Source organism: Dyadobacter flavalbus (assembly GCF_006149045.1).
GTDB classification, from domain to species: Bacteria; Bacteroidota; Bacteroidia; order Cytophagales; family Spirosomataceae; genus Dyadobacter; species Dyadobacter flavalbus.
Genome location: NZ_VBSN01000049.1, coordinates 126,929 through 149,483 on the forward strand (window position 1 = coordinate 126,929; position 22,555 = coordinate 149,483).

Consider the following 22,555-nt stretch of genomic DNA (forward strand, 5'->3'; position numbering starts at 1 on the left):
ATAGCTAACAGCTTATAGCTAAAAGCCAACAGCTTCCAAACGATTTGTTCTACTTTCTGCCTGCAACCGGAAACTGCGAAATCCTGAGCTCGGTACAGCCATATGGAACGAGGATTATTTCCTCTTCCGGTCCCGGTGCCACGTTATCAATCATACTGAACGGAACCGGGCCGGCCATTTCATTATATATCTGCCAGGACGGAATGCGCTTGGCCTTTGTTTTCAGGAGAATAGGCGCATTTTCAAGATTCCATGGAAAATCACTTCCTTTTCCTGAATGCTCGACCTTGTAATTTTCGGACAATTTACTTTCCTGCATTTCAAATATCCCGTAATTCCAAGGGGTAGTCGGCCGTACTTCGTAAAAAGAAGCCCCGTATCGAACCGGATCCGTTTCATTTGTGACTTTCTTCGTTTCCTCTCCTATTTTCAAGGCAAAAGTAAGTGGTCCGCGTTCTACGGACATGGAGTTCTCATACCATCTTTCGGTAGAAAGATGCATGGGCAACAGCAATTCCACGACATCGCCGGACGTCCATTCACGTGTCATCTTTACGATCTGGTTTCCTTCTGCTTCCTGAAGATTTTTACCATTGATTCTGACCGTTGCTTTTTTGCACCATCCGGGAACACGCAGGTGAAACGGGAAATGGACTGACTTTCCTTTTTCCATCTGAATGGTAAACCTGATGTTTTCGCCAAACGGATAGGTTGTTTCTTCCTTTATATTCACATGGGTATCATCAGCAACAACCGCCTGAACTTCGCTGGGTGAATAAATCAGGGCAGCAATTCCTTTATCAGCCGTAGCATACCAGAGGTTCTGTGTAAATTTCGGCCAACCCTGATGCATATTGGACGTACAGCACGGATAACCGGTAAGCAGTCCGAAAGCCACATCCGTACCGCCGTGATTCTGATCAAAATTCCGGATATGCCTTGTCGCCATGATCTGGTTTGCCTGCTGGAAATACTGCCGTTCCATGTAATCGTCGGACGTCTGGGCGGGCAATGCATTAAATGCTATTTTCTCCAGCCTGTCGGCATAAGCAACGTCACCCGTAATTTCCAGCGTACTTTCCAGACTGAACATCATTTCCACGGCGCTGCACAGCTCCGAACCCTGGGTAGGATTGTTTCCGTGGAGTGCCTCATCCCCGCCATACAGGCCGTGCGCCATGCCGTTGTATTTGCGAAGATCCGCGTAACCCTTCTGCAAGGCTGACAAATATTTTTGTTCCGGATGATGCTGATAATAAATGGCAGGCGTTTTCATGCCTTGTGCAAGATTTACACAGTGAATGCTTCCGGTCGTTGACAGCAGATCGGTGTTCAGGAAAGCGTCACCATAATTGAACGTCTGCTTGTAAAGCAAATCTGCGAGTTCCAGCAAAAATGGATCACCGGTAATATTGTAAAGCCAGTAAACCGTCATGAGGTTATCGCCGCCCCAGTATTTAGCCCAGAATGTCCAGTGATCCAGCGGTTTTGACGGAAGTTCTTTCAGCTGATATTTAAAATAACCGGTCATCAATCTGATCACTCTCTGGTCACTGGTTGCAGAATAGTATTGTTTCAGGACTTTCAGCATCACCATTTTCGGCCACCAGTCACGACTGTTGTCTCTCTGGATTCCCGGCTCACCCGGATAATCCTGCGAAGGCCCGAAATAGCCGTCCGGAGTTTGGGATTTTATGGCCCACTCTATCCAGGGCTGCGCCTTTGCAATCAGTTCTTTGTCGTTCAGAATGTAAGCCAGCGGCAGCAGCCCGTCAATCCAGTAAGGGCCACGTTCCCACTGGTCGCCGTCTCCGCCGAGCCAGCCATTTCTTTCGTTCATCACCAGCGGATAAAGCTTGTCAAGATGGCCGGTTGCGCCGTTTTTCTGGCGAACCAGCATTTCCTTCAGCCAGCCCCGAGGCTTGATGGCGCCCAACGGCAGCTCGATATAGGGATTGGGCCTTAAAGGTGCGCGGTTTGTTCGGTAGCGCTCAGCAGGAGTCGTTTGCCCGAAAGCCGTCATTACAGGAATGAGTAACAAAACCAGAAAAAAATAGGACAGGTGCATGGCGGCTGCACAACTCCGGTATCCGTTCAGTAGCATTGGTCTATTCATTTTTACAACCTGAAAACCTTCTGATTTCTCATCGAAAACCCATCTCACATTTCACAAAAAACATCTCACCCAAAACTAAACCGGCAAGTAAATGACAAATGTGGCTCCCTGCCCTACCCGGCCGGCCGCACTGATGGCCCCGCCATGGTTGGAAACTACTTTCTCGCAAATAGCCAGTCCGATACCCGTACCGGCATACTCGTTTTTGCCATGCAGCCGCTGAAATACCTGAAAAATGCGGTTTGCGTATTTTTCATCAAAACCGATCCCGTTGTCTGTAATTTCAATGCGGTGGTATTTTCCGGCAAGCCGCGTCGGTTTTACCAATGGCGGCAACTCACTATGTCTGACAGTACCGGAACTCACCTGAATCACAGGCAGCTGATCGGGACGGCGAAACTTAAGTGCATTGCTCAGCAGGTTCTGGAAAAGCTGACCCAATTGCAGGGCATTTCCCTGTATGACGGGCAACATGCCCACCTGAAGCCGGGCCCCTGTTTCAACAATGGTCAGCTCCAGATCTGAAAGAACTGTTATCACAACTTCATTGAGGTCTACTGGTTTGGGATTATCGCGGTAGGTGGAAATACTGGAAAAATCAAGCAGGTCCCGGATCAGCGCAGACATGCGGCTGGCTGCTGCCTGCATGCGCTGCAGATAGCCTGCCCCTTCTCCGATTTCGCCTATATACCGGTTCTTCAGAATATCACCGAACTGCTGGATTTTCCGGAGCGGCTCCTGAAGGTCATGACTGGCTACGTAAGCAAATTGCTGCAGGTTCTCGTTCGAGCGCGTCAGTAGCCGGTTTGCTTCTTCAAGCTCTTCATTAATGGCCAGGTATTCTTCATTATGGGTTGCCAGTTCTTCATTGAGTGTTGCCAGCTCTTCATTGACTGCTGCCAGCTCCCTGGTCCTTAGCTGCACAAGGTGCTCCAGTTCCTCTTCACGCCGACGCTCTGCAGTAACATCCTGAGCCGTGCCTGCAAGCTTATAGGCCTGACCCTGACTATCGTACAAAACTTTGCCCCGGGCATGAACAACACGCTCAACATCGGTAAGGTATGTCACCAGCCGGTATTCTGCATCATATACTCCCGAAGAACCTGCTTCCAGTGCTTTATTGATGGCTTGCTCCACTGTTTCCCTGTCCTGCGGATGGATCGGATTATAAACCTGGGATAAAGCCGTGGAAGCCTGGTCAAAGCCGAACCACGACCGGATTACTTCAGAGTAGCTCACCTGTCCCGTACGCAGGTCCAGCTCCCAGGAGCCCAGCTGGGCGAGTTCAATAGCACCTCTCAAACCGGCATCCGCTTCCTGCAGCTGCTGCTGGGCAACGACCAGATCCGTAACATCTGCGGCGGTGTTCATTACTCCGTACACTTTTCCGTCACTGTCAAAAAGCGGTGTAAAGGTGTATTTAAAGTAAAAAGGCTTCAGCTCGCCGTCGATCATCAGTTCCACATGCTGGTTATGCGCGTAGTAAGCCTGTCCGGTGCGGTAAACGGAGTCCAGCTGTTCATAGATGCCTTTGCCTTCGAGCTCGGGCAAAACCTCGGCATACCGTTTGCCGACAATATCCGGTCCTTTGCCCCAAATATCAATAATGGTCTGGTTAACAAGCCGGATCACCATTTCCGGTCCTACATATACACCAATCGGAAAAGGGGCGCTTTCCACCAGACTGCGCAGACGAGCCTCGCTTCTCAGCAGTTTCTGACTGTCCAGAACCTGCCGCGTTACGTCATTACAGGTTACCGACACGCCGGTAATTTGCCCCTCGTGCCCTTTGTATGGCTGAAATACCAGATCCAGAAACCCTTCTTCCGCTGCCTCTCCGGTTAAAGCGGAATACGGCTGAGCAAAAAGAGACTGTGGCGTGCCTGTTGAAAATACCTTGTTAATCAACTCCGGAAAGCTGTCGTGCATTTCCGGGAGGACTTCAGGCAGGTGTTGGCCCTGAAGCTCATTTACTTGCCGGCCGGTAAGCCGTGCAAAAGCTTCATTCACAATTGTAATCCTCATATCAGGCATACTTAAAACCATGATACCTGAAGATGCATTGCCGATCAGGTTCTGCAGGCATTCCTGCGTACGACCAAACGGACCCGTACTTTCCTTATCATCTTCCGTCTCCGAACAAGTAACCAGAACGCCGTTTATTGTGTCGGTATCGTCAGCAAGCGGGCTGAAAGTATAAGTCCGGTTGCTTACAGTTGAATTATGGTCAAACGGTTGCTGATGATCTTGAAAGGTTGCCGCTTCACCGCCCGCCATGACCGATTGTATGACAGTTTTGAAGTCTGAACGGAACTCGGCCCAGCTTTCCTTACCATACTTTCCGAGCCAAGAAGAATGTTCGCTGCCGCCGGCATGACCCTGCCCGAATGCATCGTTGTAAAAGGTAATCAGCTCGGTACCCCACAGGATAGCCGTCGGAACAGGACTCGCCAGCATCATGCGGATGAGTGTACGCAGGCTCCGCGGCCATTCATCAGGTACGCCAATGGGCGAAGCTGACCAGTTACAGTTCCGGATAAGCTCTCCTGCCCGGCCGCCGCCGGCTAAAAACGGGTACAATCTAGTATGAGACAATTCTGACAACAGATTACTTAGTTAGTGAATGGCAAGTTAAGCAATCTAATGTAAGTCTGCAGAAATCGGCAAAGGCTAAAAGCAGAAATAATCTTGTATTTCTGTTCCTGGCAAAAGCCAGCTCATTATTTTTTCTGATCATTTTAATAAAAACGAAAACGCAGGTTGCAGGAAAACACGCAGCTTCTGAAACTCGGCTCAACTAGTTATTTTCACCAACCTGCTATCTATCAAGTATTTATTTTTCAAAACAGCTAAAAGCCGGTTGGCAACTGCCGTAAATCAGCATGGAAATTGGTCCGCCTGCCGCATGACAGCAGTTGAGTTTGGCATATTCAGATTGCAGGCGTGACGGATACGGAAGACTGCGTATTCAGCGTTTCGGGCATTGCTTTCCAAAGCAGTACGAGTGCTCCCAATGCAAGCGCAGACAAAAACATAAACCCCATTCTGAAACCCGCGGCGTCTACAATCAATCCGGCTGCCAGGTTGCTCAGGGTAGAACCGAAACTGAGTGATGCCGCCAGCATTCCCTGTGCAAAACTGGCACGTCCGGAAGTACCCATGAGGTCATTAACCACCATGATTGCCACGACGCTGAACGTTCCTGCCGCCATTCCGTCCAGGATCTGAAAAGCAAGTAAATGAACGACATTGTCCGTGATCGTGTAAAGAATGCCTCTTGCCGCCAGAAGGATAAAAGCAGCCACAAGCAGCTTTTTACGGCCTTTTTGCGCTAGTTTGCCACATATAAAAACCGTGGGCACCATGACAAGCTGGGCAATGATGATGCAGGCGGCCAGATACAATGTTGAATTTTCCGGCCTCGCTTTCGCAATTTCCTGTCCGACCAGCGGAAGCATGGCACCATTGGAAAAATAGAAAATGATCGTCAGCAGCAGAAACATCAAAAAAGCCCTGTTGCCAATGACATCCTTGAAAAGACCTTTCTGATTTTCTAAACTCTGAGACGGTTCTTCCGGCGCAGCCGCCTTTTGTGAAATGGACAAAGCACTCACTGTACACAGAACAGCCAGCGCCATCATGCAGTAAAATATGCCGGCATTATTGGTAAATCGCGCCACTACCCCGGTAAAAACGGCTGCAGCAACATTTCCGGCGTGATTAAAGCTCTGGTTTTTGCTGATCACGTGATCAAATCCTGCCTTTTCTGATACGACCGAAGCCAGCGCAACCAGCGTAGGCATATAAAACGAAGCGGCCAGACCGATAATGACCTGACAGGCAAGAAGAACAGGAAAACTCCTGAGCGAAGGCAAAAGCAGTGCGGTAGCACCCACCACCAGCGAAGCAACTATTATCGGGTATCTTTTCTGACGGATAATATCAACAATATAGCCGGCAGGTGCCTGTCCGACGACCATCGCGAAGGTTGTAGCCGCGATGGCCATGCCGATATCGCCGGAGTTCCATTTCAGGTTGGTCGCCAGATATACTGCCAGAAACGGGCCGACGCCGTCACTGATATCTGCTGCAAAGAAGTTTAACCAGTTTAATGCGGTCAGGTTCCGGCTGGAAGGCTGTTTGGACATGGCAAGTCATGATTTTAAAAGAGAAAAAGGAAAAAGGAAGAAACAACACCGAAACCGATGCTCATTTTACTTCTAGCCTTTCACCATTTGCCCAGATCTGAAACGGAACCGGGACTTTATAAAATCTGTGCCAGACGAATGTCCTGAGACTTAAAGCATTCACCACATTATTTTACCCTGAAATTCCTGACCTGCATGAACACAGGCCAATCCGGGACGAACAGGGAAATGAGCTTAGCCATTCAGAATAAAAGGCAGTGAAACGTTCCTGTATTTACTCAGCTTCAACTGTTCTTTCATATTTTTAAACGTTTCCAGTGGTCCCTGTGCAGCAAACAAATTAACGGCCCAAGCCGGAATGGCACCGCCCGGATCTACATGCAGGGTATACACGAGTTTTATCTGTCCGTTATTCACCGGCGTGATCACCCACATGCCTTTGGAACTCATGACCCTGACAGTCCCTTCCTTGTTCTGAACCATACCGGCAACAACCGGCCCGTCCACAGTCACTACCTTTGTTGCTTTGTCCTGCAATACCCGGAGATGTGCTACAAAATCGCGGTCTTCCAGCGGCCACGGCAGGCTGACCTCGGAGTAATAATAAAGTTCGGAGGGTGAAACTTTACGCAGCAGTTTGCACGATTTGGTTTTGTAAACCCAGTCCGTGGCAGCTTCCACGTCCAGCAGCAGCGCAACCAGTTCCGATGCCTTTGCTTTCAGCACACATTCCACTTTAAGGGCCTTGATTTTCGATCCGGGCATGTACCGCGAAAAAACCCTGATCTCATCTTTTTCAGTAACCTTTTTCCAATTGTCTTCAGCGAACAGCGGGACAAAAAGAAAACAGAAAAACACGGTATGAACAAGGGTCTTTAACATACCGGTTTGAGTCTAAAACATCCTTTGCAATGACGGGTCATTCTGTTGCTGATTTATATTTAAGAATACTGTGAACGTGCCACTCAACGAATTTAATCTATTTTATCCGGGCTACCGGTTTATTTCCGTTTTTGCTGCGTTTTTTATCAAAGACAAAATGACGGCCGGCTTAGTCTGAACGTTTTTTTGCATGAAACCTGAAACTCTTTTCCTAGCTGTAAATCAGCAAAATACTGATGCATTCATTTCATTTTCCCCTGTTTGGTTTGTAACTTTATTCAGTAAACTTTATCCATTTCTTATGCTTGCAAAAAGAACCCCTGCGCTGATTTTTGTATGCGCCGTAACGCTGTCGTACTACGGCTTGATACGGTGGAAGCACAAGTATGACCGGCCGTGGGCCTATGCAGCGGACCATGCTGCTCCGTTGCTGGTGGGCAAATGGCAGGGCCGGTTTAATGATCCCGATGGTGTCAGCAAGCAGATGGATCTGGAAATCACAGAACCGGAAGTAGATGACGACATCCTGAACCAGAGCAAAAGCAGAGGAAGGCGCGGGAACAGATCATTGAACTTTACCGGATCAGCCGTAATCACCAGCAGCCTCGGGACAGAAAAGAACCGGCTGGAAGGAAAGCTGGGGAATTCGGACGGACATGAAATCACCCGAATCAACTTTATTCCGGTGAATGAGAAAAAGCAGATCCGGGAGTCATTCAATGTAGCCGATACGGAGCCGGGCGGATTATGGCAGGGCGACAGTATTCAGCTCAAACTGGTATTCAACTATATTACAAAAACCGGGTCCGCTTTCTGGAGTTCGGGAGACGCCCGGTTTACGAAGCATACGCCCGTTACCTTGTACAGGAAAAATCCCTGACCGTATCAGATTACCGTATTTTACCGATAAACAATTGCCCCGGCTTACTGTTTTCCACACACTGGTTTTTACAGGATAACGTCTGCTTCCTGCCCTCCGGAACATCGCCCCCTCCTATTCTTGCCGCTTGCTAAAAACCGGTTTCATTATGCCGGCAAAAAGAAGTATCCTATTCATTTCAAAGACTTTACAATGAAGTAACTTTTAACCATCCAGACTCACATGCTTATGAAAAAATTACGATCGTTTTGGGTCATATGTCTGATCAGTATACAATCCCTGCTGGCGCAGCAAGGTGCTCTGGTAAAAGACATTAACGTAACGGGATCGGCAAGCGGGTTCCGAATTTACGAATCAATCGTGGTAGGTGATCTGATTTACATGATTGCCGATGACAGCTTTCAGAACAAAGGATTATGGAAAAGTGACGGTACGGCCGAGGGAACAGTACTTGTAAAGGAAATAGAAGGCATGAACCCTGCCAATCTGATCAGTGCCGGCAACATGATCTATTTTGTTGTTTCCAATTCCATCGGGGCCGCCTATTTGTGGAAAAGCGATGGTACTCCGGAAGGCACCGCCTCTTTGCAGCAAGTAGACAGTGATGTTGTTAATGTACAAACGGGCACCAGGTTTCTTGTCAATGTAAATGGTACGCTTTACTTTTTTGGTCAGGGCGGATTGATGAAAACAGATGGAACGACTGCCGGGACTGTACTGCTGAAACCGCTGGACAGATGGGAACAAGCCAGGATTATAGACATGGCCAATGTGAATGGCAAGTTGTTTCTGATTTTATACGAGAATCAGGTCCGTCGACTTTACAAATCGGATGGCACTGCGGCAGGAACGGTTCCCGTGCAAACCAATACTGATTTTCAGATTTACGAACCACTGGCAGCCGTAGGCAGTAATCTCTATTTCAGAGGGCTGGCTGGTGAGAGCAGAGGATTATTCAAGGCCAGCGATACGAGTCCGGTGACTAAGGTTAAAGAATTCAGTTTTTTCTTATCAAACTTTACGGACGCAGGGAACATCTTTTATTTTACGCATGACCAGAGAGAACTCTGGAAATCGGACGGAACGGCTGCCGGCACGGTACTCGTCAAAAACATCAATACAGGTGCACCTTCTGATCCTTCCATGTTTACTGCGGTGAACGGGCAACTTTATTTTGTAATAAATGACAGTACTTACGGCCGCGAACTATGGAAAAGCGAAGGTACGGCTTCTACGACTGCAATGGTCAAAGACATCCGGCCGGGCGTTACAGGCTCCGGTATCAGGGAACTAACCGCCGTGGGCAGCAAGGTTGCCTTTGTAGCCAATGACGGTTCCGGTGAAAAGCTGTGGCAGAGCAACGGAACGGCAAGTGGTACCAAGGTGCTGGCCGACATGCCTGCTTCCAGGCTTCTGAATGTTCATGGCACTTTATACTTCAACGGCAATGCAGGCGGCGGTCTGGAACTTTTCAAAAGCACCATGGTCACAGGCGGAACCAGCCAGGTCACCGACATTGCCAAACCGGAATCCATACCGCTTGGTTTTACAGAAATAAACGGCATTTCGTACTTCTCTGCGGATGACGGTATTCATGGCCGCGAGTTATGGAAAACGGATGGCACTGCGGCCGGTACGGTACTGGTCAGTGATGTAACCAGTGGAAAAAGCGGCTCCAGTCCCGAGCTGATCACCAATGTAGGCGGAACCGCTTTCTTTACAGCCGGCAACGGCTCACAGGTGCACAGCCTGTGGAAAAGCAACGGAACAGCTGCCACAACCGTCAAGGTCAAGGATTTTACCAAGGCAGACATCCTGAAAGGGCTGATCAATGTGAACGGTACGCTGTTTTTCGGCGTGCTCAACAGCAGCGGCCTGCAGCTATGGAAAAGCAACGGCACCACAGCCGGAACTCAGCTGATCAAAACCATTCCGCAGACAACCGATTTTGCACCGGTAACCATGAACGGCCAGATTTTCTTCGGTGCATACGACGGCATCAACAGTGTCGAACTCTGGAAAAGCGACGGAACAACCGCAGGTACCACGCTGATCAAGGATGTAGCGCCCAACAGCGGACAAAGCATATACACTTCCATTGCCGTAGCCGGTAATTATGTTTATTATATTTCCATAGCTTATACCAACGGGCCAAAAATCATTCTGGTAAAAAGCGACGGCACTGCCGCAGGGACAACAGTGGTCAGGAACATCAAAGAACATCTCACCTCCCGACTTACGGCAGTTAACAATCTAGTTTATTTTATTGAATTCAACGGCAGTGCCTTTGATGATTACCCGGGCGAGGAATTATGGCGGACAGACGGCACCGAGCAAGGCACCTTCCTGTTGACGACAATGCGAACGTACGACTATGAAAACCTTCTGACCCATAACATGACGGCTGTGAACGGCATCTTCTACTTTGTACCTCATGAAGAAGAACAACTCTGGAAAAGCGACGGCACGGTGGAAGGTACCCAGCCAGTCAGAACCATCGGGTCGATGGAAAACGGCGCATCCATCCGGCATACGGCTGGCATAGGAAATACTTTGTACTTTACTACTTCGGACGGGGTCAACGGCCTTGAACTCTGGAAAACGCAGGGCACATCCGAATCCACCAGCCTGGCCTACGAAATGACTCCGAACGGTTCCACGATATTCTACGAGCTGGCAGCCCTGAATAACCAGCTTCTGATTTCGGCCGACAACGGCATGTACGGTGCCGAGCTGTTCAAATACCAGGATGCGGCAGTCCAAGCCGCAGTCCGCATCAATGCTGGCGGACAGGCCTATGCTGCTTCCAGCTCGCGGCAGTTTACTGCCGACGCGTATTACGACGGCACAACCCGTATCTCCCATGCAGCCAGCGGCGATATTCTCAATACCACGGATGACCAGCTCTACAAAGAACAGCGGCTCGGGCAGGCGTTCAGCTACCAAATCCCCGGGGTAAACGGAACGGTGAACGTGGTGCTGCATTTTGCCGAGATTTACTGGGGCGTGCCGGCCCGCACCAGCTCGCCCGGCGCAGGAAAGCGCCGCTTCAACGTAGACATTGAAGGAAGCCGAAAGCTGACCAACTACGACATCTTTACGGCAGCCGGCGGGGCCATGCGCGCCAGAACGGAAACATTCACCGTCCATGTAACGGACGGAACACTCAACATCAATTTCCAGAGCGGCGCAGCCGACCAGCCCATCATTGCTGCCATTGAAGTAGTGCCGGCCCGGCAGGTGACACTTGGCCCGGTTGCCGATGCGTATGTGCGCAATACGCCCTATGAAGCAGCCAACTTCGGCAAGGAAACGGTTCTGGACGTAAAAACAGGCAGTCTGCCGAGCTATCAGCGCCATGCATTCCTGAAATTCTCGCTGGCCAGTGTCAGTCAGGTCCATTCGGCAAAGCTCAGGATTTATGGTTCCAATGTGCAAAGCAGTACTTCAGGCAGCATTTCGGCTTATGGCGTCACCAATGATGCCTGGACAGAAACGGGCATCAACTGGTCGAATGCGCCGGCAGGCTCGGGCGCTGCATTGGGGACCGTGAATGTAAACGGTACGGCCAAATACTATGAAATAGACGTCACTTCCTTTGTAAAGTCCCAGCTGGCAACAGATAAAACAGTAAGCCTGATGCTGACCAATCCGGCAAACCAGAACCTGCAGTTCTCTTTCAACAGCCGGGAAAACACGGCCAACAAACCTCAGCTTCTGATCCGTCTGACAAACCCGGATGCAAGGCTAAACAGTGGAGACGAGCCTCTAACAGCCGCAACACAGGAATCAGCATCGGGCATTTACCCGAACCCGGCAGCAAAACGGTTTACAGTCAGCATATCAGAAAACCACAAAGGAAATGTAAGTCTTCAGCTGACCAGCCTGACCGGAAACAGCTTCCCGGTCACTACACCGGAACCGGTCCGGCCGGCTTCAAAAATCGAAGTGGATATTTCTGCCATATCTGTAGCAAACGGCATGTACATCATGCAGATTCAGTCGGAAGCATTGACAGAAACGGTCAAGGTGTTTATCAAAGAGTAAAACCTGAAATCAATATCCTATAGGGCAGCGGAGCACGAATGCTCCGCTGCCCTATTTTTTTACAAACCCTTTTCCTGACTTTGATATACCGTGAAATGCATTTCACAGATAAAACTTCTCACTTTTCACAAAAGACTTCTCACCCTTTTCCTGACTTTGAAATACCGTGAAATGCATTTCACAGATAAAACTTCTCACTTTTCACAAAAGACTTCTCACAAAAACAAAAAAACAATTTTTCCGCACATCCATACAACCTTTTCCGCTTCTTGCGGCCTCTTTCATACAGATCAACCAAAAGATTGAATATGACCTCGGAGGCAGAACTCATTTCCGGATGCCTTTTACATGACCGGGCTGCCCAGCGGCAGTTGTACGACCGGTACAAAAATGCGATGTATACGCTTGCGTACCGGATTACAGGCGATTTTGATGATGCCAACGATGTACTTCAGGATTCTTTTATGGACGTGTTCCGGCATCTGGACCAGTTTCGCGGGGAAGCTGCGCTGGGCGCATGGATCAAACAGATCGTAATAAGAAAATCGACTAAAAAGAAAAAAATGGTGCTCTGGCAAAACCTGGATGAATACACCGGCGAAAGCATTGACTGGAATGAAATAGAAATCAATACGGCGCACCTGGAATCGGCGGTACTTTCCCTTCCGGACGGGTTCAGGGCCATTTTCGTGCTGGCGGAAGTGGAAGGTTACACGCACCGCGAAATTGCAGTGATGCTGAATATTTCGGAAGGAACGTCCAAATCCCAATTGTTCCATGCCAAAAGAAAGCTGCGCAGAATGCTTTCACCAAAATGAATAACCTTTATGGAAAAGAATAACCACTTGTTAAAAAATGCACTGGCAAAGCTTCCGGATTATACTCCAGATGAAAGTTGCTGGGATTCGCTGAGCCGGAATCTGGATGAGCTTCCATTGAAAACGGCGCTGAAAAAGCTTCCGGAATATGAACCCGACGAAATGCTTTGGGAAATGATCGGCAGCAAACCGGCGGTAAAAAAGAATTTGAACATCCGGCAATATGCCGCAGCTGTCATTTTGATTGCCGGTATGGCCGGCGTATGGCTGCTGGGAAAAGACAATGAAAAACAGATTGCATTCTCACAGGAAAAGCAGGACAAACGCCTGCAGGCCACTGCAGAACAAATTACCGATCAGGAATATCAGAAGCTGAAAGCCTATTGTGAAACGGAAACGCTGATCTGCACCAGCAAGGATTACCGGCAGCTGCAGCATGAATATGAAAAGCTGGCAGGAGCCGCGGCGGAACTGCAGGAAGCCATTGGTGCATACAACACCGAACCGGAACTGGTGCGCCAGTTTGCAACCATTGAACAGCAGAAGGCCGAAGTATTGAACAAAATGGCCGAAATGATCTAAATCGTAAAAACATGAAACCATTTTCATATCCAAAATCCCTGACATGCTGCTTTCTGCTGGTCTGCCTGGCAGTCGGGAGCGTGAGCGCGCAGGGCGTTCTTCAGGTTGCTACCAAAACCATTGAAAAGACAGTTAAAGCTTCTTCGGTACGCACATTGTACATCAGCGCAGAAAAAGCGGATGTTGAAATCACAGCCTGGGACAAAACAGAAATTTCAATCGTCATGGAATTATCGGCCCGGCATCCCGATAAAAATACAGCCGCTACCGATCTTTTCAAGGTAAAGTATATAGCAGACCGTAACGGCAAGGATTACTTTTTACGGAATTATATCGTGTTGAAAAACGGCGAACAAAAGCCGGTTTCCAATCTCAGAACGCGTTACACGATCCACCTTCCGGCGGCATGTGCCGTGGACCTGAAAAATTCCTTTGGGACGGTCAAGCTGAAAGGCCTGACAAATAACTTGCAGCTCAAAGCCGATTTCTGCACAACCAATCTTGCGGACTTGCGGGGAAAAGGGCAGATGAATACCGCTTTCGGTGAGCTGAAAGGCGATGAACTGTCCGGTGAATTTTCCTTTTCAAGCGATCATACCAGACTGTTACTGGAACGCCTTGCGGGCAGTATCAAAGTAAATGCGGAGTACGGAAATGTTGAAATGCATCCGACCGGCGAACTATCGAGCCTTTCAATCCGGTCCAAAAAAGCGGAAATTGCCTTGATGACAAAGAACTGGCAGCACTTCGACTATGCCATTAACAGCGCCTACGCCACGATGAAACTTCCGAACGGCTTCAAATGGAAACGCAATACGGCCGACTTTAAAGAAGCATTTTTCTCTAAAAACCAGTTGGCCAACGTTGACATCAATGCTGAATTCGGGCAGGTGACCATCAAGTAAACACAGTCTCAAACCTTTATGAAAAACATTCTGAGCCCTCTTCTGTTTTTGTTCTTTTACCAGTTATCCTATGCGCAGGACAGCATTCCGATTACATTCCGGCAGGAAACCGACACGCTGGTGAAGCAGCATTTCATCGACCGTTATGAAAATGTTTTTATGACCAAAGTCCCTACAAGGCAAATGTTCAAGGCCACAGCGGCCGGATCGGAAATACAGGGCAGCGGAATCAACTTTGGTTATGAGTACAAACTGCTTCCTTCATTGTCGGTGGAAGCGTCCGTTTATTCCCAGCTCAGTCCGTTCAATACCGGCGTTGCAAGTGAATTGCTGCATTTCAACTGGAAACAGGTTAATTTGTGGGGAAATGCCAAAGCGCGCTGGTATTACAATATGAACAAGCGGATCGAAAAAGGACTGAATGCGAACAATTTCAGCGGTGCTTACATCGGCTTTACCTATGAACAATCGCTGTATCTCCGGAATTCGTACTCCAATAAAAACACGGGCAGACTAGGCTTGCTTTACGGATTTCAGAGCCGGTTTTTCAATCATGGTTTTATAGACTTTGCTGTGGGGCTTTACAATAAAGAAGCCGGTCAGTTTACTTTCTTTGAGCAGCACCAGGGCTTTTTCAGGTTCAACAATTTTGTACTCGGCACGCAGGCCAACATCGGCATTGCACTCGGCGACTGGAAAAAATCAGCAACATCGCCTTTATGCGACGTGATCGTTTGCGACGAACTGATCCATGATCAATTCAAGATGGAAATGCCGAATATCGCAATCGGTCTCCAGCACCAGATCGCAAGAGGAAGCTTCGCCTATGAGCGGAAACTCGGAGACAGCCCGCTTTCCCTTCAGGCCAATCTGGTATATTCATTCTACAACCACAATCAAACCGGCCTCTACCACGATCAGTTTACGTATGCCAGTGCCGGTCTGGAATTCCGGTATTATTTCCTGCAGAAATACAGGATGCGGCGCGGCAAGGCAGGAGGCAATTTTTCCGGGCCGTATGCCGGGCTGAAAAGCAATTACGGCATTAACGTGTACAAGTCAGGATCTGCTTTCCAGCCAGAATTTCATCGGGATGAAACCTTCCGCAGCCTTACCAATGCATTGACATTGGGTTATCAGCAAAGGCTTTTCAAGAGAATTTATATAGACGGCTCCCTCTCTTACCAGAAAACACGTAATTACGGCTACCGCTACTCCGGCGATTCACGACCGGTATTGATGTCGAAAATAGCGGTCGGATTTACGTTCTGAGGTTTTCACTTATTGCAGTTCATTAAAAAGAACAAACGATGCCCATGCCAATTTAAAAGCAATTTTCACATTGGTCATCAAGCATTTTAGTCAACTGCAATATACTTGATCTGGTTAAATTGCAGTTTTTTCAAAGATAATTATTATATTGCTGACACAAAGAAGGACTTGCAACCGGGATTATTTTGTGATCTTTTATCTGAATAGACCTTGTTACAACGCTGTTTTGACGGGTCCTTCCTGTTTCATTCTGTATTCTTGATATGGCCTTGAGAAACTTAGTCGTACTGTTTTGCCTGTTTGCTTTTCCTGCCATTTCGCAACCGATTTATCAGGTCAATGAAGTTGAAAAAGCAGCGGAGCCTGCGGGCGGACTGGCGATGTTCAACCGGTTTGTACTGGCTAACCTGCGAATCCCCATTCAGTCTGCGGCCAGAGGAATGAACGCGCGGGTACTGATCAAAGGCGTGGTGGAAACAGACGGCACCATGTCCGGCCTTGCCATTGCACGCCCGCTCGACAGCCTGTGCGATGCGGAGGCACTCCGCGTGATGAATTTGTATAAAGCCTGGAAACCGGCATCTTTAAAAAATCAGCCCGTCCGGCAGGCAGTAGTATATCCGATCCAGTTCCGCACCGCTCCCATTCCCGCGTATGACAGTGCCCGGCATGCAATGATCGAATATTTTGACAAAAATTACCAGATGGTTTCCGATGAAAAAAAATTCAGATACCGGAACATTATACCCGTGGATCGCTACGGTGATGTGCGCGCAGATATTTTGTTTCAGGAAAAAAGAAGCGGTGACTGGAAAACGGTGAAGGCTTTCCCGTTTGTAAAAAACGAAATCTGGGTACAATTATCAGGGCCGGTGAAACTGGACTCCATAAAAGCGTACCGCATTTCGGCCAACATGGGCAACTGGGAAAGTCCTTCGGAAGAAATTACCGTACAGCCTGACGGAAGACTGCTGTCTTTTGTAGCCTATCCCGGCAGCGGCAAACTGCCTGCGGTGCGCAAATCCTATTACCAGAGCGGCATGTTGAAAGAAGAGCGGATTGCAGCCGACAGCCTCGTTCAGGTAACCAGCTGGTATGATAACGGCCAGCTTGGCAGCGTAATCCTGATCGACAACAAAAACCGTATTTCGGTAAAGGAGAATCGGGACACCGATGGCAATGTGCTGGTAAAAGAGGGTAACGGCATGGCCCGCATTCATGCGGGCACTTACCGGGGTAAAACGGTTTATGAGGAAGGAATGGTTGAAAACGGGTTCAAAACCGGCCGCTGGACAGGAAAACTGGCGGTCAGTGACCTTGTTTATGAAGAATTTTATGAAGGCGGAAAGCTTACCAAAGGCGTGCGGCATACCGGTGAGCAGCCGTTGGAATACACCGTGGACATCGTTCAGCCGAAGTTCAGGGCAGGACCAAAAGAATTTTTCAAACTGCTGCGCGACCATGTTAATTACATGCCGCCGATGAACCCTTCCATCGGACGGCCCGAAGGAAAGCTGCTGATTTCATTTCTGGTCAGTGAAGAAGGCAGATTAAGTGACTTTTCCATAGACCGCGGTGTGGCAAAACACATTGATCAGCAGGTATTGGAAGTAATCAAAATGACCGACGGCTTGTGGGACCCGTGTATTCAGAAAGGGCTGAAAATAAGCTCCCGGCATACATTCCCGATTAATTTCGAGACAAACTGACAAACGGGTTTTGCCTGCCAAACCAACGCCTTTTTAACAAAACAATTTCTGCAGATAATCGCAATCCGAAGAAATCAAAATCCTTTCGATAAGGGCATAAAATGGAATCGCCGGATTGAATTGTTGCCCAATAACAAACACCGGCAGCATGGCTGTTCAACGCCTTGATGCTTTATAAAAAAGGCCGGAAAAAGATTTTCCGGCCTTTAAATGCAACCACTCGTACTTAAAAATCAGATAGCTAGAAAGTATAGGTAATGTTTGCCAGCAAAGCCCGGGGCATTTGCGGCGCAATGGTAGACCAGCCTTTGTAATATTCTTTGTTGAATGCATTGTTGAGCTTGACGCCGATGCGATAATTTTCAGCCTGGTAAAAGAGCGATGCATTGGCAACGGTATAAGCCGGCAGCATAAAGTCTCCCGTAGAAGCATAATTGATCGCGTATCTTTCGCTTGCGCCGTTCACCCCGGCACCGACGCCGAAACCCTGCAGTTTTCCGCCGGGCACTTCATAGTTTGCCCATGCATTGTAAATGTGTTTCGAACCGGCGTCCAGCGGCCTTCTGTTCAGGATGTCAGGATTGTCCGAACGGGTCGTTTTGCTGTCGTTATGGCTGTATCCGCCCCGGATATTCAATCCGTTTACAGGGTTGGCATTCAGTTCTACCTCAAAACCTTTGCTGAATATTTCACCGCCCTGAATTTTGTTGAAAGGCGATGCCGGGTCCGTAATAACCTGATCCGTTACCCGGATATCATAATAGCTGATTGTAGCATTTAGCTTGTTTTTGATGATGTTGGTTTTTATACCGAATTCAATCTGGTTTGCCTGCTCGGGCCGGAATGTCTTGATCGTTTGCGGTCCGTCCTGCGGGTTCCCGACCAGCGACGGCGCCACATTTGTAAATCCGTTCTGGTAATTGGCAAAAACGGAAACCTTATCGGCGACCGGCTGGTACAGAATTCCGAATTTGGGCGACAAAGTTGTCTGTTTATAATCATCTTCAGAAGTCGCTACACTGCCAGCGTTGTCAAAATGATCCAGACGCAGGCCGATCATCAGGGATAAAGTATTGGTAAGATTCAGAACGTCCGAAGCGTAAGCGCTGTAAATGTTATATCTGGATTTTGAATTGGAGACCGGCTGTTTTGCCAGTACGGCATCCACAGCTGCGGTGGAAAGCGGGTAAGCTGTTGTTTCCACATCAGTCGTAAACGGATCATCACCGCTGGAACCGCCTTCAGGCGTTACATTGCCGTAAAATGCATAGCCCGTTCCGTTGCTGGTGGAAGTAGCCGAGAAATAATCCAGACCGATGACAACCCGGTTTCGCAGCGAACCCATTCTGAAATCACCGATGAAGTTCTGCTGAATGTCCGACGTGCCGGTATATTCGTTCTGCTTGTTCAGAAAACGTGAAAAGGTATCGTTTCCTAGAATGCCGTAATCAAATAAATAGGAATAATAACCCCGCGTTGAAGTAGCGCTTTTGGAAATCAGCGTTTGAGATTCCCACGTGTCCGACAGTTTGTAATCCATTTCGACGCGGTAATTCTGCGTAGGGTTCTGAAGCGTCAGATCATTGCTTGTGAACGAGAGTTTATTGTTATACCCAAGCTCTTTCAGGTTTTTAGATGCTGTGGGTGCACTCCGGTTCAGGAAAAGGAACATCGGGTTGGTCTGCTCGGCCTGCGTGATTTCCCCGTAAAATGAAAACGACAGATTGTTGTTTACTTTATACGAAAGCGAAGGCGCCACAAAAAAGGATTTTCTGAAACCTGCATCCTGAAAGCTCCTTTCCGTTGCGTATGAAGTATTAAGCCTGAAATACAGGTTTTTTTCCTTGTTTAAAGCCGTATTGAAATCACCCGTGACCTGGTTCAGGCCGAAAGAACCGGTTGTAAATGAAAGCTCGCCGCCCGTTCCGACATAGGGTTTTTTGGTTACCACATTAATGAGTCCGCCATAGGAACTTACCGCATTTCCGAACAAGGTTGCGGACGGCCCTTTCAGTACTTCAATGCGCTCGATATTCGCCGGATTGATCGTGCCGTTTGTAAGGCCGGGCAAGCCGTTCACCAGTTTGGGCTGCACGGAAAACCCTCTTAATGAAAAATATCCTGCTCCGTCGCCGCCACGGCCTGTGGAAGTCCAGAGGTTTTCCACGCCGGTCGCGTTTTTCAGTGCATCGTCAAAGCTGGTTACAATCTGCGACTTTAAAAGGTAATTCGTTATCGTGCTGTAAACCTGCGTATTTTCAAAATCTTTCAGCGGCAGTTTGGAAACATAGGCTGTCTTGCTCCTCAAAAACTTGTTCTCCCGCTCGCCTTCCACGACTACTTCACGCAATATTTCATCACCCGCATACAAGGTTATCGTGTTAAGGTCCACTTCGTTTTGTGCAATCGTGAAAGGCAATTCTTTGGTTTTAAAGCCCAGCGAAGAAACGGACAGCACATAATGGCCGTCCTGGATACCCGAAAGTTCGAAAAGTCCCGAGTTGTCGGTATGCGTGCCGAGGCCGGTTCCTTTAATCAGAATGTTTACACCGGGCAGGCCGTTTTTCGTGTTGTCCATCACAGTTCCTTTTATCTTGCCGGTCTGGGCAAAACAATGGATTGACAGAAGCAGGGAAATGGATAGAAGAAGTTTCATTAAGTTAATTTAGACAAATTACAAACTATTGCGCAAATGTATTTGGCCAAAGGAACACTTCCAAGCTATTTTTTACCTTTTTGCAAATAACACGATTGTATTCTGTGAAGGATAGTAAAGAAAGCAATTGTTAATTTCCCGGCTTATGCAACCAGTACGTATAGTATCTACAAGCTGTTGCCCAACAGGCACTCATATTTTCAGACATGCTGATTACAACTATTTTAGCCTTGCATTCTGAATGGATATTCTGTGTTCAGCTTTGTTTCCGGCTGCTCTTCCTGATTTAAAAATTTATGATGAAAATCATTTTTTGAGAATCAGAAAGTTGCACTATTTTTGTATTCTAGACTTAGATAAAATGATAGCCAGAATTTTTACATTCATTGCCCTCGCATCTTCAAACATCCTGCTTTATTATTTTCTGATTTTACTTGGACCGGAGCCGGATTTCAGATTGCTTTTTGTACTGGTCCGTGCCGTTCTCGTCACCAGTATACTGATGCAGGTTTTAACAGCATGTGGTTTCTTTAAAAATCAGAAACTCTGGACGTGGTAACGGATTGATCCGGTTTTAACCAAAACGGTTTGCTGTACTGTTTCTGTCCGGTGCAAAACATCGGATTGGCTTTGTATTGCTTTATGTAAAAACAGGCTTACTCTATGCCCGTTTTTACATAAATACGCCTGCATTCAGTAAATACGCAATTATATATGGAAATTCCTGTCCGCAATTTGGAAATCAGCCATTTTATTTTCATATTCATGCAACAACAAACTGCGCTGTTCATGAATAAACTATCCTGGGTAAAATACCTGTTCAGCATCTGGATCGTCGCCATTTCTGTTAGTATGGTTGCCAGATTTCTAACAAACGAAATTTTTCTTCTTGTGCCGCTTTCTCTTGGAATTTACTGGATTTCGGTAAGAAGTCTGGCCAAAATAAAAGGTTATCAATAACAGGATATTCAATTAACGTATAGCAGCAAACGTCAAAAATTCTGCTCTTTTCCCATCCCTCCTTTCCGGTCATTGCCAGTTAGCAGCCGTTGACAATGGCTCATAAACGCTACTTTTCTGTACTGCATAATAAATCAGTTTTTGAAGCCGGCTTTCAGAAATCCTCAGCATTTCAGCTTGTGCCATTCACGACCGTTCACATCCAATCCGGCGACGCCGCTCAGGTTACAGTTCATCCATGTTGATTTTGGGCAGGCTTTTATAAAGCAGGTGCCTCATTTGCGGAGACACACATGATCAGCAATCAAAAGCGCAGCGCATATCTGTGTCTTCACATATGCCGGGCACCACCCATTCACCCGGGGAATAAGCAGGAATCAAAGACAAATTTGGCTTATGGCTCGATTATTTTGTCAAGCAAACATTTGCTAAAATCAGCCCTGAACGTCGATATAGACACATTGTCGCAATGGTTTTACATACCTTTGGTACTTGCAATGACTAACCGGGATTATCAGATCAGTCGAATGGAAAAACAGAATATCATTGTTATGGGAGCTTCAACAGGCGGCTTTGAGGCGTTTAAAAAAATTGTTTCCGATTTGCCACCGGATCTGGACGCAGCCATTTTTATTGTCTGGCATATGGCGCCCACCATTCGTGGAGTACTCCCGCATGTACTGAGTCAGGTGAATTCCATTCCGGCTGCCCATGCTGTAGATGGCGAACCCATTGTGATGAACCGCATTTATGTTGCTCCGCCGGATCATCACATGCTTCTGGAACCAGGACATGTTCGCGTGACCCGCGGCCCGAAGGAAAACCGCTTCCGTCCTGCCGTTGATCCGCTTTTCCGTTCAGCAGCCTATGCGTATCAAAGCAGAGTGGTCGGCGTTATTTTGTCCGGCGCCCTTGATGACGGAACATCCGGTTTGTGGAACATCAAATACCGCGGCGGCAAAGCCATTGCACAAGATCCGAATGATTCCCAGGTTCCATCCATGCCCGAAAGCGCAATTCGTCAGGTGGATGTTGATTACACAGTTCCCCTTGCTGAGATAGGTCCGTTACTTACCAGGCTGGCCAGCGAGCCTGCCGGTGTTAAAAAACAGGTAACCATGAAGGAAGATGAAAAAACAAAAGCTGAAATCAAGATAGCGGCCGATGACGATGCATTCGGCATTAATATTCTTGGATATGGCGAGTTAAGCCCTTTTGCATGCCCGGAATGTCATGGCGTGCTCACTTTGCTGAAAGATGGCAACATCAGTCGCTTCCGCTGTCATACCGGGCACGCCTATTCCGCTGATGTGCTGCTGGAAACCATTACGGAGAAAATTGAAGAAAGCCTTTACAGCGCAATCCGGGGAGTAGATGAAAGCATCATGCTCCTTAACCACCTTGGAGACCATTTTGCCGAGGCTAACCATTCCGCGCTTGCGGCGCGGTATTTTCAGCAGGCGCAAAAAGCGCAGCAGCGATCAGAGCTTGTGCGGAAAGCTGTCCTTCTCCAGGGGCAAATGAACATGGAAGACCTCATCCCGCCCGACGAAGACAAAAGTTGAACATCCGGACGAAAT

At 48.0% G+C, this 22,555-nt stretch carries 15 protein-coding genes; 10 read left to right on the top strand and 5 right to left on the bottom strand.

What is annotated here, in order from left to right:
• Nucleotides 1-49: 49 nt before the first annotated feature.
• The 4 genes from FEM33_RS16490 to FEM33_RS16505 all read right to left on the bottom strand — a co-directional run bounded on the left by FEM33_RS16490 (nucleotide 50) and on the right by FEM33_RS16505 (nucleotide 7,146).
• Nucleotides 50-2,104, bottom strand: a complete 2,055-nt coding sequence (locus FEM33_RS16490; RefSeq protein WP_310588828.1) for a beta-L-arabinofuranosidase domain-containing protein — start codon at nucleotides 2,102-2,104, stop codon at nucleotides 50-52.
• Nucleotides 2,105-2,191: 87 nt separating this feature from the next.
• The gene (locus tag FEM33_RS16495) at nucleotides 2,192-4,711 is read right to left on the bottom strand and encodes a PAS domain-containing sensor histidine kinase (protein ID WP_139013099.1); all 2,520 of its coding nucleotides are present in this window, start codon (nucleotides 4,709-4,711) and stop codon (nucleotides 2,192-2,194) included.
• A gap of 335 nt (nucleotides 4,712-5,046) precedes the next feature.
• Nucleotides 5,047-6,264: an MFS transporter gene (locus FEM33_RS16500; protein ID WP_139013100.1), complete on the bottom strand. Its 1,218-nt coding sequence runs from the start codon at nucleotides 6,262-6,264 to the stop codon at nucleotides 5,047-5,049.
• Nucleotides 6,265-6,498: 234 nt separating this feature from the next.
• The gene (locus FEM33_RS16505) at nucleotides 6,499-7,146 is read right to left on the bottom strand and encodes an START domain-containing protein (protein ID WP_139013101.1); all 648 of its coding nucleotides are present in this window, start codon (nucleotides 7,144-7,146) and stop codon (nucleotides 6,499-6,501) included.
• 301 nt (nucleotides 7,147-7,447) lie between these two features.
• Here FEM33_RS16505 and FEM33_RS16510 point away from each other — a divergent pair, with 301 nt between their 5' ends.
• From FEM33_RS16510 to FEM33_RS16540, 7 genes are all read left to right on the top strand, one after another.
• Complete coding sequence (locus tag FEM33_RS16510; RefSeq protein WP_139013102.1) at nucleotides 7,448-8,026, top strand: hypothetical protein; 579 nt, start codon at nucleotides 7,448-7,450, stop codon at nucleotides 8,024-8,026.
• A 228-nt stretch (nucleotides 8,027-8,254) separates the two neighbouring features.
• Nucleotides 8,255-12,073, top strand: coding sequence for an ELWxxDGT repeat protein (locus FEM33_RS16515; protein WP_161597160.1), 3,819 nt, complete (start codon nucleotides 8,255-8,257; stop codon nucleotides 12,071-12,073).
• A 308-nt stretch (nucleotides 12,074-12,381) separates the two neighbouring features.
• The gene (locus tag FEM33_RS16520) at nucleotides 12,382-12,891 is read left to right on the top strand and encodes an RNA polymerase sigma factor (protein ID WP_139013104.1); all 510 of its coding nucleotides are present in this window, start codon (nucleotides 12,382-12,384) and stop codon (nucleotides 12,889-12,891) included.
• Nucleotides 12,892-12,900: 9 nt separating this feature from the next.
• Nucleotides 12,901-13,473, top strand: a complete 573-nt coding sequence (locus tag FEM33_RS16525) for a hypothetical protein (protein ID WP_139013105.1) — start codon at nucleotides 12,901-12,903, stop codon at nucleotides 13,471-13,473.
• 11 nt (nucleotides 13,474-13,484) lie between these two features.
• On the top strand, nucleotides 13,485-14,378 hold the full coding sequence (locus tag FEM33_RS16530) for a DUF4097 family beta strand repeat-containing protein (RefSeq protein WP_139013106.1): 894 nt from the start codon (nucleotides 13,485-13,487) through the stop codon (nucleotides 14,376-14,378).
• A gap of 18 nt (nucleotides 14,379-14,396) precedes the next feature.
• Nucleotides 14,397-15,650, top strand: coding sequence for a hypothetical protein (locus tag FEM33_RS16535; RefSeq protein WP_139013107.1), 1,254 nt, complete (start codon nucleotides 14,397-14,399; stop codon nucleotides 15,648-15,650).
• 269 nt (nucleotides 15,651-15,919) lie between these two features.
• Nucleotides 15,920-17,359 (top strand): energy transducer TonB, encoded by a 1,440-nt coding sequence (locus FEM33_RS16540; RefSeq protein ID WP_229214278.1) that lies wholly within the window; start codon nucleotides 15,920-15,922, stop codon nucleotides 17,357-17,359.
• Nucleotides 17,360-17,600: 241 nt separating this feature from the next.
• On the opposite strand, the gene FEM33_RS16545 is transcribed toward FEM33_RS16540, so the two are convergent.
• On the bottom strand, nucleotides 17,601-20,015 hold the full coding sequence (locus FEM33_RS16545; RefSeq protein WP_139013109.1) for a TonB-dependent receptor: 2,415 nt from the start codon (nucleotides 20,013-20,015) through the stop codon (nucleotides 17,601-17,603).
• 361 nt (nucleotides 20,016-20,376) lie between these two features.
• Here FEM33_RS16545 and FEM33_RS16550 point away from each other — a divergent pair, with 361 nt between their 5' ends.
• From FEM33_RS16550 to FEM33_RS16555, 3 genes are all read left to right on the top strand, one after another.
• Nucleotides 20,377-20,574 (top strand): hypothetical protein, encoded by a 198-nt coding sequence (locus FEM33_RS16550; RefSeq protein ID WP_139013110.1) that lies wholly within the window; start codon nucleotides 20,377-20,379, stop codon nucleotides 20,572-20,574.
• Between the two features lie 230 nt (nucleotides 20,575-20,804).
• Nucleotides 20,805-20,975 (top strand): hypothetical protein, encoded by a 171-nt coding sequence (locus FEM33_RS26425; protein WP_161597161.1) that lies wholly within the window; start codon nucleotides 20,805-20,807, stop codon nucleotides 20,973-20,975.
• Nucleotides 20,976-21,400: 425 nt separating this feature from the next.
• Complete coding sequence (locus FEM33_RS16555) at nucleotides 21,401-22,540, top strand: chemotaxis protein CheB (protein ID WP_229214279.1); 1,140 nt, start codon at nucleotides 21,401-21,403, stop codon at nucleotides 22,538-22,540.
• Nucleotides 22,541-22,555: the final 15 nt, after the last annotated feature.

Bases quoted from the DNA above. Each gene is read 5' to 3' on its own strand.
- FEM33_RS16490 (WP_310588828.1), bottom strand. From the start codon at position 2,104: ATGCTACTGAACGGATACCGGAGTTGTGCAGCCGCCATGCACCTGTCC.
- FEM33_RS16500 (WP_139013100.1), bottom strand. From the start codon at position 6,264: ATGTCCAAACAGCCTTCCAGCCGGAACCTGACCGCATTAAACTGGTTA.
- FEM33_RS16505 (WP_139013101.1), bottom strand. From the start codon at position 7,146: ATGTTAAAGACCCTTGTTCATACCGTGTTTTTCTGTTTTCTTTTTGTC.
- FEM33_RS16510 (WP_139013102.1), top strand. From the start codon at position 7,448: ATGCTTGCAAAAAGAACCCCTGCGCTGATTTTTGTATGCGCCGTAACG.
- FEM33_RS16515 (WP_161597160.1), top strand. From the start codon at position 8,255: ATGAAAAAATTACGATCGTTTTGGGTCATATGTCTGATCAGTATACAA.
- FEM33_RS16520 (WP_139013104.1), top strand. From the start codon at position 12,382: ATGACCTCGGAGGCAGAACTCATTTCCGGATGCCTTTTACATGACCGG.
- FEM33_RS16525 (WP_139013105.1), top strand. From the start codon at position 12,901: ATGGAAAAGAATAACCACTTGTTAAAAAATGCACTGGCAAAGCTTCCG.
- FEM33_RS16530 (WP_139013106.1), top strand. From the start codon at position 13,485: ATGAAACCATTTTCATATCCAAAATCCCTGACATGCTGCTTTCTGCTG.
- FEM33_RS16535 (WP_139013107.1), top strand. From the start codon at position 14,397: ATGAAAAACATTCTGAGCCCTCTTCTGTTTTTGTTCTTTTACCAGTTA.
- FEM33_RS16545 (WP_139013109.1), bottom strand. From the start codon at position 20,015: ATGAAACTTCTTCTATCCATTTCCCTGCTTCTGTCAATCCATTGTTTT.
- FEM33_RS16550 (WP_139013110.1), top strand. From the start codon at position 20,377: ATGATAGCCAGAATTTTTACATTCATTGCCCTCGCATCTTCAAACATC.
- FEM33_RS26425 (WP_161597161.1), top strand. From the start codon at position 20,805: ATGAATAAACTATCCTGGGTAAAATACCTGTTCAGCATCTGGATCGTC.